Raw genomic sequence first — 14,095 nt, forward strand, 5'->3', positions numbered from 1 at the left:
CACGTGTTCCGTCGTACGGAACGAGGGTTGGAAGGGGGCCGGTCCGCTGCTGTTGTCTGGGCCGCATGACCTCGACGATCGAGCCCCCGCGGGGGGCCCTGCGGCGCCCGGCCGAGCTGGCGCGGACCATCGACGTCTCCGGGCTCGTCGACACCGAGGGCGGGCTGGTGGATCGCGTCATCTTCACCGACCAGCAGATCTACCGGCAGGAGCTGCGCCGTGTCTTCGCGCCGAGCTGGCTGTTCCTCGCCCACACCGACCAGTTCCACCGCCCGGGCGATTTCTTCACCACGTACATGGGCGAGGACCCGGTGATCGTCACCCTTGACCGGAACCGGCGGATCCGCGCGTTCCTCAACTCCTGCCGGCACCGGGGCGCCCGCGTCTGCCGCGCCGACTTCGGCACCACCCGCAACTTCACCTGCACCTACCACGGCTGGGCGTACGACCTGGAGGGCAAGCTGGTGAGCGTGCCCAACAAGGCGGGCTACCCCGGGTCCTTCGACACGGGGGAGTGGGGCCTGGTCGAGGTGCCCCACGTCGACAGCCACCGCGGCCTGATCTTCGGCACCTGGAACCCCGGCCCGGTCCCGCTGCGCGAGTCCCTCGGTGACATGGCCTGGTACATGGACGCGATGCTGGACCACGACGACGAGGGCACCGTGGTCGTGGGCGGCGTGCACAAGTGGGTGCTCGAAGGCAACTGGAAGCTGGCGGCCGAGCAGTTCGCGACCGACTGGTACCACGTCAACATGAGCCACGCCTCGGCGCTCATGGTGCTGTCGCCCACCGGCAAGGCCCCCAAGGACGAGATCGTGCACCGGGCCGGCCGCCAGTACGGCGACGCGAACGGGCACGGCGCGGGCTTCCCGGTGCACCCGAAGAACCGCTTCGACGCCAAGACCGTGCACCAGTGGACGGACTACGACGCGCTGCGCGCACGCCTGGGCGACGCCCGCGTCGAGGGCCCGCTCACCAACGGCCACGCCACCGTCTTCCCCAACTTCTCCTACCTGCCGGTCAACGGCTCCATCCGGATCTGGCACCCCAAAGGGCCCGACCGGATGGAGGTGTGGGCCTGGACGATCGTGGACAAGTCCATGCCGCACGACGTGCGCGAGGCCCAGCGCCTGTACAACCTGCGCACCTTCGGGCCGAGCGGGATCTTCGAGCAGGACGACGGCGAGAACTGGAGCGAGGTGCAGGCCGTCGCGCACGGCTTCATCACCAACGGCGTGGCGCTCAACTACCAGATGGGCCTCGGCTCCGAACGCGAGGACGGCCGCCACCCGGGCCGGACCAGCGAGCTCTACAGCGACGCCGCCGGCCGGGCCTTCTACGCGCGCTGGCGCGAGCTGATGAACACCCCCGCCTGGCACGAGGAGGACAAATGACGCACGGCATCCGCGTGGCGCGGCTGGACGACATCCCCGAGGGCGAGGGCATCGCCGTCGACAAGGCGATCACCGGCACCGCCGGCGACATCGCGCTGCTGCGCGACACCGACGGCAGCGTGTGGGCGCTGGACGACACCTGCACCCACGAGGACGCCTCGCTGGCCGACGGCTGGGTCGAGGACGGCTACGTCGAGTGCCCGCTGCATTCCAGCAAGTTCTGCCTGAAGAACGGCGAGGTCCAGGGCCTGCCCGCCACCAGGAGCACCTGCCCGCACCGCGTCGAGGTGCGCGACGGCGAGGTCTACCTCTTCCCCGGCCAGGCGCCATGAGGGTGGTCGTCGTCGGCGGCGGCATCGCCGGTGTCAGCACGGTCGCGGCGCTGCGCGCGGGCGGTTTCGACGGCGACCTCACCCTGGTCGACGCCGGCGAGCTGCCCTACGACCGCCCGCCGCTGTCGAAGGAGTACCTGGCCGGCGGCAAGGATCTCAAGCAGATCGCCCTGCAGCCCCCGCACTGGTACGACGAGCAGCGGGTACGGCTGATCAACCAGAGCACGGTCACCGCCCTGCGCCCGGCCCATGGCGCGGTGGAGCTGACCGGCGGCCTCCTGCTGCGCGCGGACCGGGTGGTGCTGGCCACCGGCGGCGGCGCGGCCCGCCCGCCCATCCCCGGCGGCGACGGCGAACGCGTGCACGTGCTGCGCACCGCCGACGACGCCGACCGGCTGCGTGCCGCGCTGACCCCCGGCGCCCGCGTCCTCGTCGTCGGCGCCGGGCTCATCGGCGCCGAGGTCGCCTCCACGGCCGTCGATCTCGGCTGCGAGGTCGTCCTGACCGATCCGGTGGCAAAGCCGCTGGCCGCCGCACTCGGCGGCGAGCTGGCGGCCTGGCTGCACGAATTGCACGCCAGACGCGGCATCGTGACCCTGCGGGCGGGCGTGGAGTCGTTCGCGGAGACCCCGGACGGCATCGAGGTCCGCTTCACCGGCGGGTTCGAGCCGTCGCGGGCGTTCGACGCGGCCGTGCTCGGCGTCGGGATGGTGCCCGTGACCGCGCTGGCCGCGGCGGCCGGGCTGGAGGCCGAGCGCGGCGTCGTGGTGGACGACCTTCAGGTCACCTCGAACCCGGCGGTGCTCGCGGTGGGCGACGCCGCGCGTACCCGCCGGGGGCCTCGGGCCGAGCACTGGGAGGCGGCGCAGCACGACGGCGCGCGGGCCGCCGCCGCCATCCTCGGCACGCGCCCGCCGGCGCCGACCGCCCCCTGGTTCTGGACGGACCGGCACGGCCGGCACGTCGAGGTCGTCGGCGCCATGGGGGCGGCGGGCCGCGTCGTAGTCCGCGGCTCATTCGACGATCCGGCCTTCTCGGTGTTCGGACTGCGGGGCGGGCTGGTCGTGGCGGCCGCCGCGGTGGACGACTCGAGCGCCGCCCGCGCCGCCCGCCGCATGATCGACCGCCGCGTCCCGGTGCATCCCAGGCGGCTGGCCGACCCCTCCGTGAACCTGCGTGCGCTGCTGCGCGCGTGACGCGCCGCCCTGCGGCACACCCCCGTTTGCCCTCTATCAGGCCCTCCAGAAGGATCGAATGACACCGTGAGCACCGCCACCGATCAGATCCGGTCGCGTGCGGGGATGCGCGCCGACCGCGACACCCACTTCGAGGTCGAGCAGTTCTACTACGAGGAGGCCGATCTCCTCGACGCCGGGCGCTATGCCGACTGGCTCGACCTGCTCGCCGACGACCTCGACTACTGGATGCCGACCCGCACCAACCGGCTGCGCCGCCAGCAGGCGCTGTCCGTCGCCGCACGTGGCGAGGCCGCCTACTATGACGAGAGCAAAGAGAGCCTGGCCTGGCGCATCCGCCGGTTCGACTCCGGCATGGCCTGGGCCGAGGACCCGCCGTCACGCACCCGCCACCTGGTGACCAACGTGCTGGTCCGGCACGTCGACCCCGCCGAGCACCCCGGATTCACCGCGGACGACCTGCTCGTGCGATCGGCGTTCCTGGTCTACCGCAACCGGCTGGAGCGGGAGGAGAACGTCTTCGCCGGCGCCCGTACCGACGTGCTGCGCCGCACCGGCGACGGCCTGCGGGTCGCCCGGCGGACCATCCTGCTCGACCAGAACATCCTGCTGGCGAAGAACATCTCCACCTTCTTCTGATGGGATCTCCCGTGATCGACCTCAAGCACCACAGCGTGCCCACCACGCTCGGCGAGATCGCCGTGGCCGAGACCGGCGAAGGCCCGGTGCTGGTGATGCTGCACGGCGGCGGCCCCGGCGCCTCCGGCGTCAGCAACTACCACCAGAACCTGCCGGCGCTGGCCGGCGGCTTCCGCGTCGTGCTCCCCGACCAGCCCGGCTTCGGCGGCAGCTACCGCCCCACCGAGGAGGACCTGGAGCAGCGGTCGATCACCGAGATCACCGTGGACGCGCTCTTCCAGGCGCTCGACGCCCTCGGCATCGACCGCTTCCACCTGCTGGGCAACAGCCTGGGCGGCGCCGCCGCGATCGCCATGGCCCAGCAGCGCCCGGACCGGGTCGACCGGCTGGTGCTGATGGCTCCCGGCGGCGGCTGGCTCCCGTTCGGTCCCACGCCGACCGAGGGGCAGAAGGAGATGTTCCGCTACTTCAACGGCGGCGGGCCGAGCGAGAAGAAGATGGCCGCGTTCATCCGCACCATGGTCTTCGACCACAAGCAGTTCGGCGAGGACGTCGTCCGCGCCCGCTACGAGGCCTCGCTCGACGAGAGCCACATCGCGTTCTACCACCGCTACAACGCCGCGTTCGCCCGGCGCGGCGGCATGGACCCGCTGTGGAAGGACCTGCACAAGATCAAGGCGCCCACGCTGCTGCTGTGGGGCCGCGACGACCGCACGATCACGCTCGACGGGGCCCAGCTCATGCTGAAGCAGATCCGCGACGTGCGGCTGCACGTGTTCGGCCGGTGCGGCCACTGGGTGCAGCTGGAGCGGCAGCGCGAGTTCGAGCACCTCGTCACCGGGTTCCTGACATGAGCGGCTGGCTCGACGGGTACGTGGCGCTGATCACCGGCGGCGGCTCCGGCATCGGCCGCGCCGTCGCCGAGCGCTTCCTGGCCGAGGGCGCCGCCGTCACCGTCCTCGGCCGCGACCGGGGCCAGCTCGACGAGGTCGTGCGCGCCGCCGCCGACCCGTCCCGGATGCACGTCGTCACGGCGGACGTACGCGACTCCGAGGGGCTGCACGCAGCCGTGGCGCAGACCGTCGAGCGCTTCGGCAAGCTCGACACGCTCGTGGCCAACGCCGGCGTGTGGGACTACCAGCGCCAGCTCACCCGGCTCACCGCCAAGGAGATCGACGCCGCCTTCGACGAGGTCTTCTCCGTCAACGTCAAGGGCTATCTCCTCGCGGCGCAGGCGGCCTGGCCGGAGCTGGTCAAGACGCGTGGCAGCATCGTGATGACCCTGTCCAACGCCTCCTTCTACGTCAACGGCGGGGGCCCGCTCTACACCGCCAGCAAGCACGCCTGCCTCGGCCTCATGCGCGAGCTCGCCTACGAGCTCGCCCCCAAGGTCAGGGTCAACGGCGTCGCCTGCGGCGGCATGAACACCGACCTGCGCGGCCCGCAGGCCCTGGCGATGGGCGAGCGCTCGATCGCCGCCTCCTTCGCCAGGAGATCGGCCGACGCCCCGCCGCCGCCCATCCCGTTGCACGACTCCAGCACCGACCCGCGCGACTTCACCGCGCCGTACGTCCTGCTGGCCGCCCGCGAGCAGAGCGGCCCGATCACCGGACACGCGATCTCCGCCGACGGCGGCATCGGCGTACGCGGATTCGCCCGCCCCGCCGGCGGCGACCACCTCTGAGGAGCCCACCGTGACTCACCCCCACCCCCCGAACTCCGGCCTCAACGCCGACGTCAACATCGCCTCGGCGGTCGCGCGCAATGCCCGCTACCACGGCGACGTCACGGTCGTCCGCTACGCGGGCGGGGACCTCACCTACGCCCAGCTCGACGAGAAGGCGGCCCGGCTGGCGACCGTGCTGTCCGAGGGCGGCGTGGCCGGTGGCGACAGGGTCGCCTACCTCGGGCTCAACAGCGCCTCGTTCCTGGTGACGATGCTGGCCTCGTTCCGGCTGGGCGCCGTCTTCGTGCCGGTCAACTTCCGGCTCGCCGGACCCGAGCTGGCGCTCGTACTCGAAAGGAGCGGCGCCGCCACGATCGTCTGCGAGGAGGGCCACCGCTCCGGCCTGGAGCAGGTGCGCGGCCGGACCTCGCTCAGCCGGTTCCTCCTGGTGGACGACGACCCGGAGGTGCCCGCCGCCGAGGGCGCCGGCGGGTGGGAGCCCTGGTCCGGCCTGATCGCCGCGGCGGAGCCGGCCGCCTCCGTGGTCGCCAAGGGCTTCGACGACCCGGCGATCCTCATGTTCACCTCCGGCACCACAGGCCTGCCCAAGGGTGTCGTCCTCACCTACGGCAACGCCTGGTGGAACTCCGTCAACGTGGACACCATGATCGACACTCGGCGTGGCGACGTCACCCACGCCGCCGCACCGCTCTTCCACATCGGGGCGCTCAACAGCTTCGTGCTGCGGACGATCGTGCGGGGTGGCACCGTGGTGGTGCGGCGCGCGTTCGACCCCGTGCGACTGCTCGACGACCTGGTCACCCACCGGGTCAACTCGATGTTCGCGGTGCCCGCCATGCTCGCCGCCCTCAGCCGCGTCCCGGGCGTCTTCGACGCCGACCTCACCCGGCTGCGCTCGGTCGTCGTCGCGGGCGCGCCCGTGCCGCCGTCCCTGATCGAGCTGTACGCGGCGCACGGCATCCTGCTGCAACAGGCGTGGGGGCTCACCGAGACCGCCCCGTTCGCCACGCACCTGCCGGTCGAGCACACCCGCACCAAGATCGGATCGGCCGGGATCCCGATGCCGTACACGCAGGTCCGCGTCGTCGACTCCCTCACCAACCAGCCGCTGAAGCCGGGCGAGGCCGGAGAGATCGTCGTACGCGGGCCCAACGTCACCCCCGGCTACTGGGAGAACCCCGAGGCCACCGCCGCCGCCTTCGACGAGGAGGGCTGGTTCCACTCCGGCGACATCGGCTACCTCGACGAGGACGGCTACCTGTACATCGTCGACCGGCTCAAAGACATGATCATCAGTGGTGGTGAGAACGTCTACCCCGCCGAGGTCGAGCGCGCCCTGGCCCTCATGCCGGGCGTCGCCGATGTCGCGGTCGTCGGAGCCCCCGACGAGCAGTGGGGCGAGACCGTCGTCGCGGTGGTGTCCCTGGCCGAGGGGACCACGGTCACGCTCGACGACGTACGGGAGTACGCTGCAGCCCAATTGGCCAGGTACAAGCTGCCCAGAAAGCTGAAGATCGTCCAGAGCATGCCGAGAAACGCCTCCGGCAAGCTGGACAAGACCGTCATCCGCCGTCTGGTGAACGAGGAGAACTGACATGACCGCGGTGCCATCCCTTCCCGCGATCGACGTCGACGACGGCTGGCAGGCCACGGTGGAGGCGTGGACGCGCCGCGCCGGCCGGCTTCACCTGCACCGCGACGGCGTGGTCGCCGATGTGCGGGTGGAGCGCTGCGCCGCGGGACGCCTGCGTGAGGCCTATCCGGTGGGCGCGCACGACCTCGAGCTCCGGGTGTGCGGCGGCCCGCTGGCCGAACTCCTCCGGACGCTGTTCGACGCCGTGACGAAGGCGGACCCGGCGTGTCGCCGGGTGGTGTACGCGGCCCAGGAAGGCGCGCTGGAGGAGGTGGCCGCGGCGCAGGCCGCCGGCTTCCGCCACGTCGTGGACGTGGACCTGGTCGATGAGCAGCTCAGCCTGCTGGTGGCCGAGCCGGCCGGGGTGCGCGGGACCGACGTGGACCTCGACCGCGTGCCCGGGACCTGATCTCAGGCGATGGCGCGCGCGGGAGCGGGCCGGTGCCGCCGGATGCGCATGAGGTGCTGGGCCGCCGCCGCGCTCACCCGGCGCAGGGTCGCGGCCTGAGCCCGGGTGTCGAGGCGGCCGGTGACCGCCGACACGGACAGGGCGGCGACGGCCCTGCCGCCATGTCCGATGACGGGGACGGCGACGCAGCTGAGGCCCAGCGTCGCCTCCTCGTCGTCGAACGCCACGCCCTCGCTGCGCACCTTGGAGATCTCCGCGGCGAGCCTGGCCGGGTCGGTGATGGTGTTGGGCGTGAGCGGCCGCAGCTCGCTTTCGAGCACCTGCTCCAGGGCCTCATGATCGTAGGCCAGCAGGACCTTGCCGACGGCCGTGCAGTAGGCGGGCACCCGGCCGCCGATGCGCGAGGGCGAGCGCACCTGCCGGTGGCCGTAGAGCTTCGACAGGTAGACCACGTCCGTGCCGTGCAGGGCCGCCAGGTGGACGGTCTCGCGCGTCAGCTCGTACAGATCGGCCAGGAACGGGATGAGCGCGTCGCGGATCTGGTCGTGATCCGGGACGTACACGTGCCGCCCCAGCTCGTGCAGCCGTTGGCCCAGCCGGTATTTCTGGCCGACCTTCTCGACGACGCCGTGGCGTTCCAGCATGCCCAGCAAGCGGAACGCCGTGGACTTGCTCAGCTCCGCCCGCCGGGCCAGCTCGCTGACGCCGATCCCGGTGCTGGCCTGGCTGCCGAAGGACGCCAGCAGGCTGACCGCCTTTTCGACGGCGGCGCGGTCGTCCCTGCTCGTCGGGGCGTTCTCGATCGCGGTGCTGCTCATGTGGGGCTCCGGGGACGGCCTAACTCTCGGGGTCATTTATATGTGACAGAATGTCCGATAAAATGCGCGTTCGTCAAGATGGACGAGTAGGTAATTAAAAGTGACGCCGGAGGCGGTCATGGATCACAACGAGCTGGTGGCGCGGAACATCCGCAGGCTCCGGCGCGAGCGCGGCTTCTCCATCGGAGAGCTGTCCCGCAGGTCCGGGCTGTCGAAGCAGACGTTGTCCAAGGTCGAGCAGGGCGACGGCAATCCCACCGTGGACACCCTGGCCGCGCTGGGCAAGGCGCTGGACGTCGCGCCCCGCCAGCTGCTGACGGAGTGGGGGAGCGCCGTCTACGTTCAGCGCCAGGACGACGGGCTGTGGCAGGAGCACGAGGGCTGGTCGGAGCGCATGCTCGACCAGACCTACGGCTCCGGCTACGTGCACACGCTGGTGATGAGGCTGGAGCGCGGAACGCCCTGCGCGCCGGTGCCCGGCCACTCGCTGGGCACGCTGCACCACATCTTCGTCTTCAGCGGCACCCTGCGTACCGGGCCGATCGAGGACCAGGTGGAGCTGTCGGCCGGGGATTTCGCCCGCTTCCCCGGCGACGTGCCGCACCAGCACACGTGCCTGTCCGACCGCGTCGTCGCCCACGTCGTCACGACGATCCCGCAGGCACACCAGTTCGGGGCCGCCGCGCGGTGATCCCCGGCGGTCAGCCCTTGTCGGGACGGACCCAGATGTCGCGTTCGTTGCGTTGGAGCGGAAGTGGCGCAGAGCGGGGATGTCGATCGTGCCCGCGACCCACGACGAGCCGCCGCTGTATCCGTGCCGGCCGACGACCTGCCCCTTGTAGTCGACGATCATCGACTGGCCGCCGAAGGTGTCGATCGGGTGCTCGGAGTCCTGGTCGAGGTAGTAGGTGCCGAGGTTGCAGGCGATGAGATAGGCGTTGTTGTCCAGGGCCCGGGCGTGGTTCTGGACCTCGTACAGGCCGTTGCCGGTGTGGGGGTGCGGATAAGGGCCGCGGTAGATGATCTCGGCGCCGTTCATGGCCAGGCCGCGGGCGTTCTCGGGGTAGGAGGCCTCGTTCGCCATCAGGATGCCGATGCGGCCGTCCTCTATGCGGTGCCGGCGGGGCAGCGCACACGCGTGCGCTGCCATCCCCGCCCATGAGCGGGTGTCAGACGAGGGAGCTGTAGGAGGGTTTGCCGGCCCACTCGTAAGTGAGGTACACGACGCCGGCGTCGGTGGTGGTCGACCCCGTGAGCTTCAGCCCGGCCGCGGCGGTTCCCGCGGCGAACAGCCGCTTTCCCTCGCCGAGGACGACGGGGAAGACCAGCAGCCGGTATTCGTCGACCAGCTCGGCCTCCTGCAGCGTACGGATGAGGTCGGTGCTGCCCTGGACGAGGATCTCGCCGTCGGTGCTCCGCTTGAGCTCGGCGACCGTCTGAGCGGCCTCGCCCACCAGGACCTGGGTGTTGCGCCACGCGGCGGTCATCGGCGTCCTCGTGGCGACGTACTTCGGCATGCTGTTGATCTTGGCGCCGCCCTCTTCGTCGGGGACGTCCGGCCAGTACGAAGACAAGATGTCATACGACTTGCGGCCCAGAAGCATGCCGTCCGCGCGGTCGAGCACGTCGCCCATGATGCGGTTGAAACCCTCGTCCACGTGGGCGGGCAACCATCCGCCTCGCTGGAAATCGTTGGAGTCGTCCTCACTGGGCCCGCCGGGAGCCTGCATGACACCGTCCAACGACACGAAAGCCCCGACAACCAGCCTGCTCGCCATCTCGTCACTCCTTGTTGCGCTGTCAGCCGCGGGCCCGTCCGGCCCCGCTGTTTTCCTCTGCCGTCAGCTTGGCGGTATCCGTTTAAGGATTCCTTACGGCTTTCCTACGGCACGAGCGGCGCTCGGCGTACACAGGCCGATCAGCTCATCCGGCTCCGGAACCCCCAGCTCAGGATGACCGGCACGGCGCCGGCGCAGTGCCTCAGGAGGTGACCCTTCCGTGTCCCATGCCACCGCAGGAGGCATGGGACACGGGGTGAGGCGCAGCGGTCAGGAGGTCGTCGTGGGCGAGGAGGACGGCGTGGCCGGGGACGTCGGCGGCTGGCCGGGCCGGTCGCCGTGGTTCCAGCGGCCCCCCTTGCCGTGGCCGCCATATCCGTCTTGCCCGCCGCGCGCGGTCGCGTCGTGGATGGCGACGGCGGTGGCCGTGCCACCCTCCACCTTCGCCATGACCATGACCTTCTGCCCGGTCTTCACCGCGTCGATGCCCGCGCTGCCGCGGTTGATCCGGGTGTCGGCGTTGACCGCGTACTCCTTGGTGTAGCCGTCCTCGCTCTTGACCGTGATCGAGTCCTGGTCGACGGCGGTGACGTCGCCGTACTGGCTGGCGACGGTCACGTACTTGCCCTCACCGTCGGGCACGACGAACTCGCCGTGGATGGGACGGCCGCCCAGGCCCATCTTGTGGCCCCCGCCCCGGCCGTATCCCGGCGCCTTGTCGGAAGGCGTTCCTGACGGGCTCGCGGACGGTGTCGCGGTGTCGCTGACCGTGGGCGTCGGGGACGGCGAGGGCGTGAACACCGCCGCGGCGGCGACGCCGGCACCAGTGACCACGATGAGCGCTGTGGTGGCGGTGAGCAACAAGGAACGAGGGAAGCGGCGCCTGGGTGGCTCGTTCGACAGTGTTTCCGCGTTGCTGAATTCGTCCGGGCCAGGTGCCATGTTTCTTCCTCCCGATAGGTACATAGAGGGATCAACACTGCATGGAGCCACCTAAGACTGCCGTAAATGCCGTTCTTGCCCCGGTGTGCACCGTCTGTGGTGAATCGCCAGGCGCCCGGCCGACGGCGACGTTCAACGACGCGGACGCGTCCAGGTGAGAGGGTGGTCAGTGGCCGTGGTGGTATTGGTGCATCACCGCATGGCCCTTGCCCCTGGAGATCAGCCACTTGTTCACCGGCGTCGTCAGCACGAAGGCCACCAGCAAGGCACCGGCCAGCGCCACCCAGAACAGCCAGCTGGACAGGCCCGCGTCCATGGCGCCGGGCACCGTCAGCATCACCGCGTTGTCCAGGATCTCCATCACCGCGATGGAGATGGTGTCCGCGGCCAGCGCGACCTTCAACGCCGCGCGGAAGTCGAGTCCGGCGCGCAGCACGCCGCGCATGGTCAACGCATAGCCGAACACGAAGGCCAACGCCACTGCCAGCACCACCGTGGCGATGTTGGACAGCCCGGCGGCGGTGCCGATGACCATGCCCAGCACTTCGCCGATGGCGCAGCCGGTCAGGCAGTGCAGGGTCGCCTGGGCGGCCATGCCCCATGTGGCCACGGGCGGCGTGGATGAGTGTGGCCGCCCGGCCGGTTCGGCCGTGTGGTGAGCGTGGTCGTGCTCAGTGGCCGGATGGTGGTGACTGCTGTGGTCCACGATTATCCTCCTTAGTCGCGAGACCCGAGTATACGGGTAGGGGGTATAGAGGGGAAGTGGGTGGTGCGACAAGGTGAATGCGTCCGTGGTCCTGTCGTGGGCGTTGGCTCAGGACCGCGTAGCGATGCTGTGACGATCAGACATAGTAGCGAGCTGCCGGCTGCGGCCCTGTTCACACCCGCGCGTGCGGTGGGGAGGGCAGGGAGATCCGCTCGGCCACCATGGCCTGGAAGTGGGAGCAGCTGGTGAAGTCCTCGTGATCGCAGTCCAGCGCGCAGTCGATGAGGTCGAGCGACGCCTGCGCCTCGGCGATGTGCCGGGCGAGCTCCGTCCGGCGACGCAGCAGGACGGCGCGCCGTTCCGCCGCGTCCGAGGTGGCCGTCATCTCGCGGATCTCCTCCAGGGTGTGTACTATCGCCGGCGCTTGCTATGCGAGCCTGTGGTTGCCGGTGGAACTGTCACTGTGGTCCGACATCTCTCAGCCGATCAGGTTGCGACGTAGGGTAATCGATCGGTAATGTTGAGTCACAGCTGGGTGCCTGACTGGCGCCCGGTCCCCGCCCCTGTTGGTGTCCGCACCACCGGGACAGCGTCCGGCGGGGCGGTGGCCCAAGAGCCGCACTCCATCCAGGAATGCGGAGTCAGGCCCCCGATAACGCGATTCTCAACCACGGTCTGTCCGGCTTGCCGGACGGACGCGGCTGCGGCTTCCACCGGATCGCTGCCCGGCCTCGGCCGGCAGGCGACGAGGCTACGCCGGTGTCCGTTTTACTTATGTAAACACAGAGAACCGAAGACGCTGAACCCGGCTTCCTTGGCACGCAAGACCATGGCCACCCGGTAGAGGTCGTCAGGCCCGTAACGGCGGCGATCCCCGCCGATGCGGGCCGGGCTGAGCAGGCCCATCGTCTCCCGGTGCCGGAGAACGTGGGTCGCCAGCCCGAACCGCTCCGCGATGTCGCCGATGCTCCTGGTCGTATTTGACTTCATGCCGACATTAAGTCGCAGCGCTGCCGATGTTCCTGGCCTCCGCCCGGCGGCCTGGGGAACAGCGCGCGTAACCGTGCCGACGCCGAGATCGGCCCGTGGCCTTCGTGCCGCTGCCTGCCGTGGGCCATCGCGGCGACGACGCGCACCGTTCGACTATGCGGTGTCGTAGGTCACAGGGTGAGCAGCGAATGGCAGTGATGGGCCAGGAAGGAGCTGAGGCCGGGCACCAGCGCGACCATCGCGGGGCCGCCCAGCAGTACGGCGACCGCCAGCCGCCCGGTCAGCCGCTCGCGGCGGCCGAGCGGCGCCTCGGGGTTGAGCATGCGGCGCACGCGGGTGAGCGCCGTCTCGCCGCCGGCGCCGAGCGTGAACGCGGGCGCTCGGCCGGTGGCCAGGCGCACCAGCGCGGCGGCGATCTGCGCGCGCGGGTGCCGGCGGGCGGCCACGTCGTCGGCCAGCAGCTCGACCAGCCGGGCGATCTCCCCCTTGGCCCGCCCGAACAGCGGCACGCCGGGAAACGCCCTGGCCAGGGCGTCGGCCGCGGCGAGCACGAGGTGGTGGCGGCCGCGCACGTGGGCCCGCTCGTGCTCCAGGACCGCGGCCACCTGCTCCGGCGCCAGCGTGCGCAGCGCGCCCGTGGTGATGACCATCTGGGCGTGCCTGCCGGGCACGCAGTACGCCAAGCGCTCGTCGTAGTCGATCACCACCGCGCCCAGCTCGCTGTCGCGCCTGCCCAGCAGGCCCAGCATCGCCGCGTGCTCGCGACGTTCCGCGCCGGCTCTGAGCAGGACGGCCGCGCCGCAGTAGGCCACCCTCGCCAGCACCGCGCCCGCCGCCAGCAGCGCACCGGCACCCGCCCACGTCAGACCGGAGCCGTCGCTCAGCATGGCGGCGCACGCCTCGAACAACCCGGCCAGGCCGTGCCCCACGACCTCGGCGGGCACGGCGATCGCCAGGGCGGCCAGCACGGCCGAGGCGACCACGGACACGCCCGCCGCCTGCCAAAGCACGATCGCCAGCCGCGGTGCCCGGTCGGCCCAGCGCACCGCCCGCGGCCCGAGCCCGGGCAGCCAGATCGCGGCGGCGATCGAGTAGAGCACCAGGACGATGGCGGCGATCACGCCTGCCTGCCCCGGTGCGGGAACACCTGCAACGCCGCCTCCAGCGCCGCGGCCTCCTCCGGCGTGAGCCGCTCCAGGAAGTGCACGAGCGTGGCGGCCTGGTTGCCGCTGCCCGCCAGCGCGCTGCGCATCAGGTCGGCGGTGTAGGCCTCCTTCGACGCCACCGGCTCGTAGACGTAGGCCCGGCCGACGGGCCGGCGCTTGAGCAGGCCCTTGGTGTGCAGCTTGTCCATCACGGTCATCACGGTGGTGTAGGCGATCTCCCGCTCCTGCCGCAGCCCCTCCAAGACCTCCCGCACCGAGGCCGGTCGGCGCCGCGCCCACATCCAATCCATGATCCTGGATTCGAGCTCACCAAGGCCGCGTACCATGCCGGTGATCCTACCGGCGATCGTAGTCTCACCGCGGCACGTGCCCGTGACCTGCGGCGGGTGCACGGGCGACCAGGCC

17 protein-coding genes and 1 pseudogene are annotated in these 14,095 nt (G+C 71.0%); 9 read left to right on the plus strand and 9 right to left on the minus strand.

What is annotated here, in order from left to right:
- The first annotated feature begins 65 nt into the window (after positions 1-65).
- From ACTMTI_RS31320 to ACTMTI_RS31355, 8 genes are all read left to right on the plus strand, one after another.
- Positions 66-1,394: an aromatic ring-hydroxylating dioxygenase subunit alpha gene (locus ACTMTI_RS31320; protein ID WP_441124230.1), complete on the plus strand. Its 1,329-nt coding sequence runs from the start codon at positions 66-68 to the stop codon at positions 1,392-1,394.
- Entirely contained in the window at positions 1,391-1,726 is a 336-nt protein-coding gene (locus ACTMTI_RS31325; RefSeq protein WP_441124231.1) for a non-heme iron oxygenase ferredoxin subunit, read from the plus strand. The genes ACTMTI_RS31320 and ACTMTI_RS31325 overlap by 4 nt, the downstream gene beginning before the upstream one ends.
- Positions 1,723-2,922, plus strand: a complete 1,200-nt coding sequence (locus ACTMTI_RS31330) for an NAD(P)/FAD-dependent oxidoreductase (RefSeq protein WP_441124232.1) — start codon at positions 1,723-1,725, stop codon at positions 2,920-2,922. Before ACTMTI_RS31325 ends, ACTMTI_RS31330 begins: the two co-directional genes overlap by 4 nt.
- A gap of 66 nt (positions 2,923-2,988) precedes the next feature.
- The gene (locus ACTMTI_RS31335; protein WP_441124233.1) at positions 2,989-3,561 is read left to right on the plus strand and encodes a 3-phenylpropionate/cinnamic acid dioxygenase subunit beta; all 573 of its coding nucleotides are present in this window, start codon (positions 2,989-2,991) and stop codon (positions 3,559-3,561) included.
- Complete coding sequence (locus tag ACTMTI_RS31340; RefSeq protein ID WP_441124234.1) at positions 3,561-4,415, plus strand: alpha/beta fold hydrolase; 855 nt, start codon at positions 3,561-3,563, stop codon at positions 4,413-4,415. The genes ACTMTI_RS31335 and ACTMTI_RS31340 overlap by 1 nt, the downstream gene beginning before the upstream one ends.
- Positions 4,412-5,245 carry a 3-(cis-5,6-dihydroxycyclohexa-1,3-dien-1-yl)propanoate dehydrogenase gene (hcaB, locus tag ACTMTI_RS31345; protein WP_441124235.1) on the plus strand — a complete coding sequence of 278 codons (834 nt, stop codon included), beginning with the start codon at positions 4,412-4,414 and terminating at the stop codon, positions 5,243-5,245. Before ACTMTI_RS31340 ends, hcaB begins: the two co-directional genes overlap by 4 nt.
- A 10-nt stretch (positions 5,246-5,255) precedes the next feature.
- Entirely contained in the window at positions 5,256-6,842 is a 1,587-nt protein-coding gene (locus ACTMTI_RS31350) for an acyl-CoA synthetase (protein WP_441124236.1), read from the plus strand.
- Between the two features lies 1 nt (position 6,843).
- Positions 6,844-7,290, plus strand: coding sequence for a hypothetical protein (locus ACTMTI_RS31355; RefSeq protein WP_441124237.1), 447 nt, complete (start codon positions 6,844-6,846; stop codon positions 7,288-7,290).
- 2 nt (positions 7,291-7,292) lie between these two features.
- Here the strand turns inward: ACTMTI_RS31355 and ACTMTI_RS31360 are convergent, their stop codons facing one another.
- On the minus strand, positions 7,293-8,108 hold the full coding sequence (locus ACTMTI_RS31360) for an IclR family transcriptional regulator (protein WP_441124239.1): 816 nt from the start codon (positions 8,106-8,108) through the stop codon (positions 7,293-7,295).
- Between the two features lie 118 nt (positions 8,109-8,226).
- On the opposite strand from ACTMTI_RS31360, the gene ACTMTI_RS31365 reads away from it, so the two are divergent.
- Positions 8,227-8,799: a helix-turn-helix domain-containing protein gene (locus ACTMTI_RS31365; protein ID WP_441124240.1), complete on the plus strand. Its 573-nt coding sequence runs from the start codon at positions 8,227-8,229 to the stop codon at positions 8,797-8,799.
- A gap of 135 nt (positions 8,800-8,934) precedes the next feature.
- Here the strand turns inward: ACTMTI_RS31365 and ACTMTI_RS31370 are convergent.
- The 8 genes and pseudogenes from ACTMTI_RS31370 to ACTMTI_RS31405 all read right to left on the minus strand — a co-directional run.
- A pseudogene (locus ACTMTI_RS31370) lies at positions 8,935-9,258 on the minus strand (nitrilase-related carbon-nitrogen hydrolase); the annotation flags it as partial.
- Positions 9,259-9,277: 19 nt separating this feature from the next.
- Positions 9,278-9,886: a dihydrofolate reductase family protein gene (locus ACTMTI_RS31375; RefSeq protein WP_441124241.1), complete on the minus strand. Its 609-nt coding sequence runs from the start codon at positions 9,884-9,886 to the stop codon at positions 9,278-9,280.
- Positions 9,887-10,156: 270 nt separating this feature from the next.
- Positions 10,157-10,750 (minus strand): hypothetical protein, encoded by a 594-nt coding sequence (locus tag ACTMTI_RS31380; protein WP_441124242.1) that lies wholly within the window; start codon positions 10,748-10,750, stop codon positions 10,157-10,159.
- Between the two features lie 244 nt (positions 10,751-10,994).
- Positions 10,995-11,534, minus strand: a complete 540-nt coding sequence (locus ACTMTI_RS31385; RefSeq protein ID WP_441124243.1) for a DUF4396 domain-containing protein — start codon at positions 11,532-11,534, stop codon at positions 10,995-10,997.
- A gap of 172 nt (positions 11,535-11,706) precedes the next feature.
- Positions 11,707-11,919 carry a hypothetical protein gene (locus tag ACTMTI_RS31390; RefSeq protein ID WP_441124244.1) on the minus strand — a complete coding sequence of 71 codons (213 nt, stop codon included), beginning with the start codon at positions 11,917-11,919 and terminating at the stop codon, positions 11,707-11,709.
- Between the two features lie 383 nt (positions 11,920-12,302).
- Entirely contained in the window at positions 12,303-12,524 is a 222-nt protein-coding gene (locus tag ACTMTI_RS31395; protein ID WP_441124246.1) for a MerR family transcriptional regulator, read from the minus strand.
- A 170-nt stretch (positions 12,525-12,694) separates the two neighbouring features.
- Complete coding sequence (locus ACTMTI_RS31400) at positions 12,695-13,645, minus strand: M56 family metallopeptidase (protein ID WP_441124247.1); 951 nt, start codon at positions 13,643-13,645, stop codon at positions 12,695-12,697.
- Positions 13,642-14,016 carry a BlaI/MecI/CopY family transcriptional regulator gene (locus ACTMTI_RS31405; RefSeq protein ID WP_441124248.1) on the minus strand — a complete coding sequence of 125 codons (375 nt, stop codon included), beginning with the start codon at positions 14,014-14,016 and terminating at the stop codon, positions 13,642-13,644. Before ACTMTI_RS31405 ends, ACTMTI_RS31400 begins: the two co-directional genes overlap by 4 nt.
- Between the last annotated feature and the right edge of the window lie 79 nt (positions 14,017-14,095).

Source organism: Nonomuraea sp. H19 (assembly GCF_052068215.1).
In the GTDB taxonomy this organism is placed as follows: Bacteria; Actinomycetota; Actinomycetes; order Streptosporangiales; family Streptosporangiaceae; genus Nonomuraea.

Coding starts and splice junctions, on each gene's coding strand:
- ACTMTI_RS31320 (WP_441124230.1), top strand. CDS start 66: ATGACCTCGACGATCGAGCCCCCGCGGGGGGCCCTGCGGCGCCCGGCC.
- ACTMTI_RS31355 (WP_441124237.1), top strand. CDS start 6,844: ATGACCGCGGTGCCATCCCTTCCCGCGATCGACGTCGACGACGGCTGG.
- ACTMTI_RS31360 (WP_441124239.1), bottom strand. CDS start 8,108: ATGAGCAGCACCGCGATCGAGAACGCCCCGACGAGCAGGGACGACCGC.
- hcaB (WP_441124235.1), top strand. CDS start 4,412: ATGAGCGGCTGGCTCGACGGGTACGTGGCGCTGATCACCGGCGGCGGC.
- ACTMTI_RS31340 (WP_441124234.1), top strand. CDS start 3,561: ATGGGATCTCCCGTGATCGACCTCAAGCACCACAGCGTGCCCACCACG.
- ACTMTI_RS31330 (WP_441124232.1), top strand. CDS start 1,723: ATGAGGGTGGTCGTCGTCGGCGGCGGCATCGCCGGTGTCAGCACGGTC.
- ACTMTI_RS31390 (WP_441124244.1), bottom strand. CDS start 11,919: ATGACGGCCACCTCGGACGCGGCGGAACGGCGCGCCGTCCTGCTGCGT.
- ACTMTI_RS31395 (WP_441124246.1), bottom strand. CDS start 12,524: ATGAAGTCAAATACGACCAGGAGCATCGGCGACATCGCGGAGCGGTTC.
- ACTMTI_RS31365 (WP_441124240.1), top strand. CDS start 8,227: ATGGATCACAACGAGCTGGTGGCGCGGAACATCCGCAGGCTCCGGCGC.
- ACTMTI_RS31375 (WP_441124241.1), bottom strand. CDS start 9,886: ATGGCGAGCAGGCTGGTTGTCGGGGCTTTCGTGTCGTTGGACGGTGTC.
- ACTMTI_RS31405 (WP_441124248.1), bottom strand. CDS start 14,016: ATGGTACGCGGCCTTGGTGAGCTCGAATCCAGGATCATGGATTGGATG.
- ACTMTI_RS31325 (WP_441124231.1), top strand. CDS start 1,391: ATGACGCACGGCATCCGCGTGGCGCGGCTGGACGACATCCCCGAGGGC.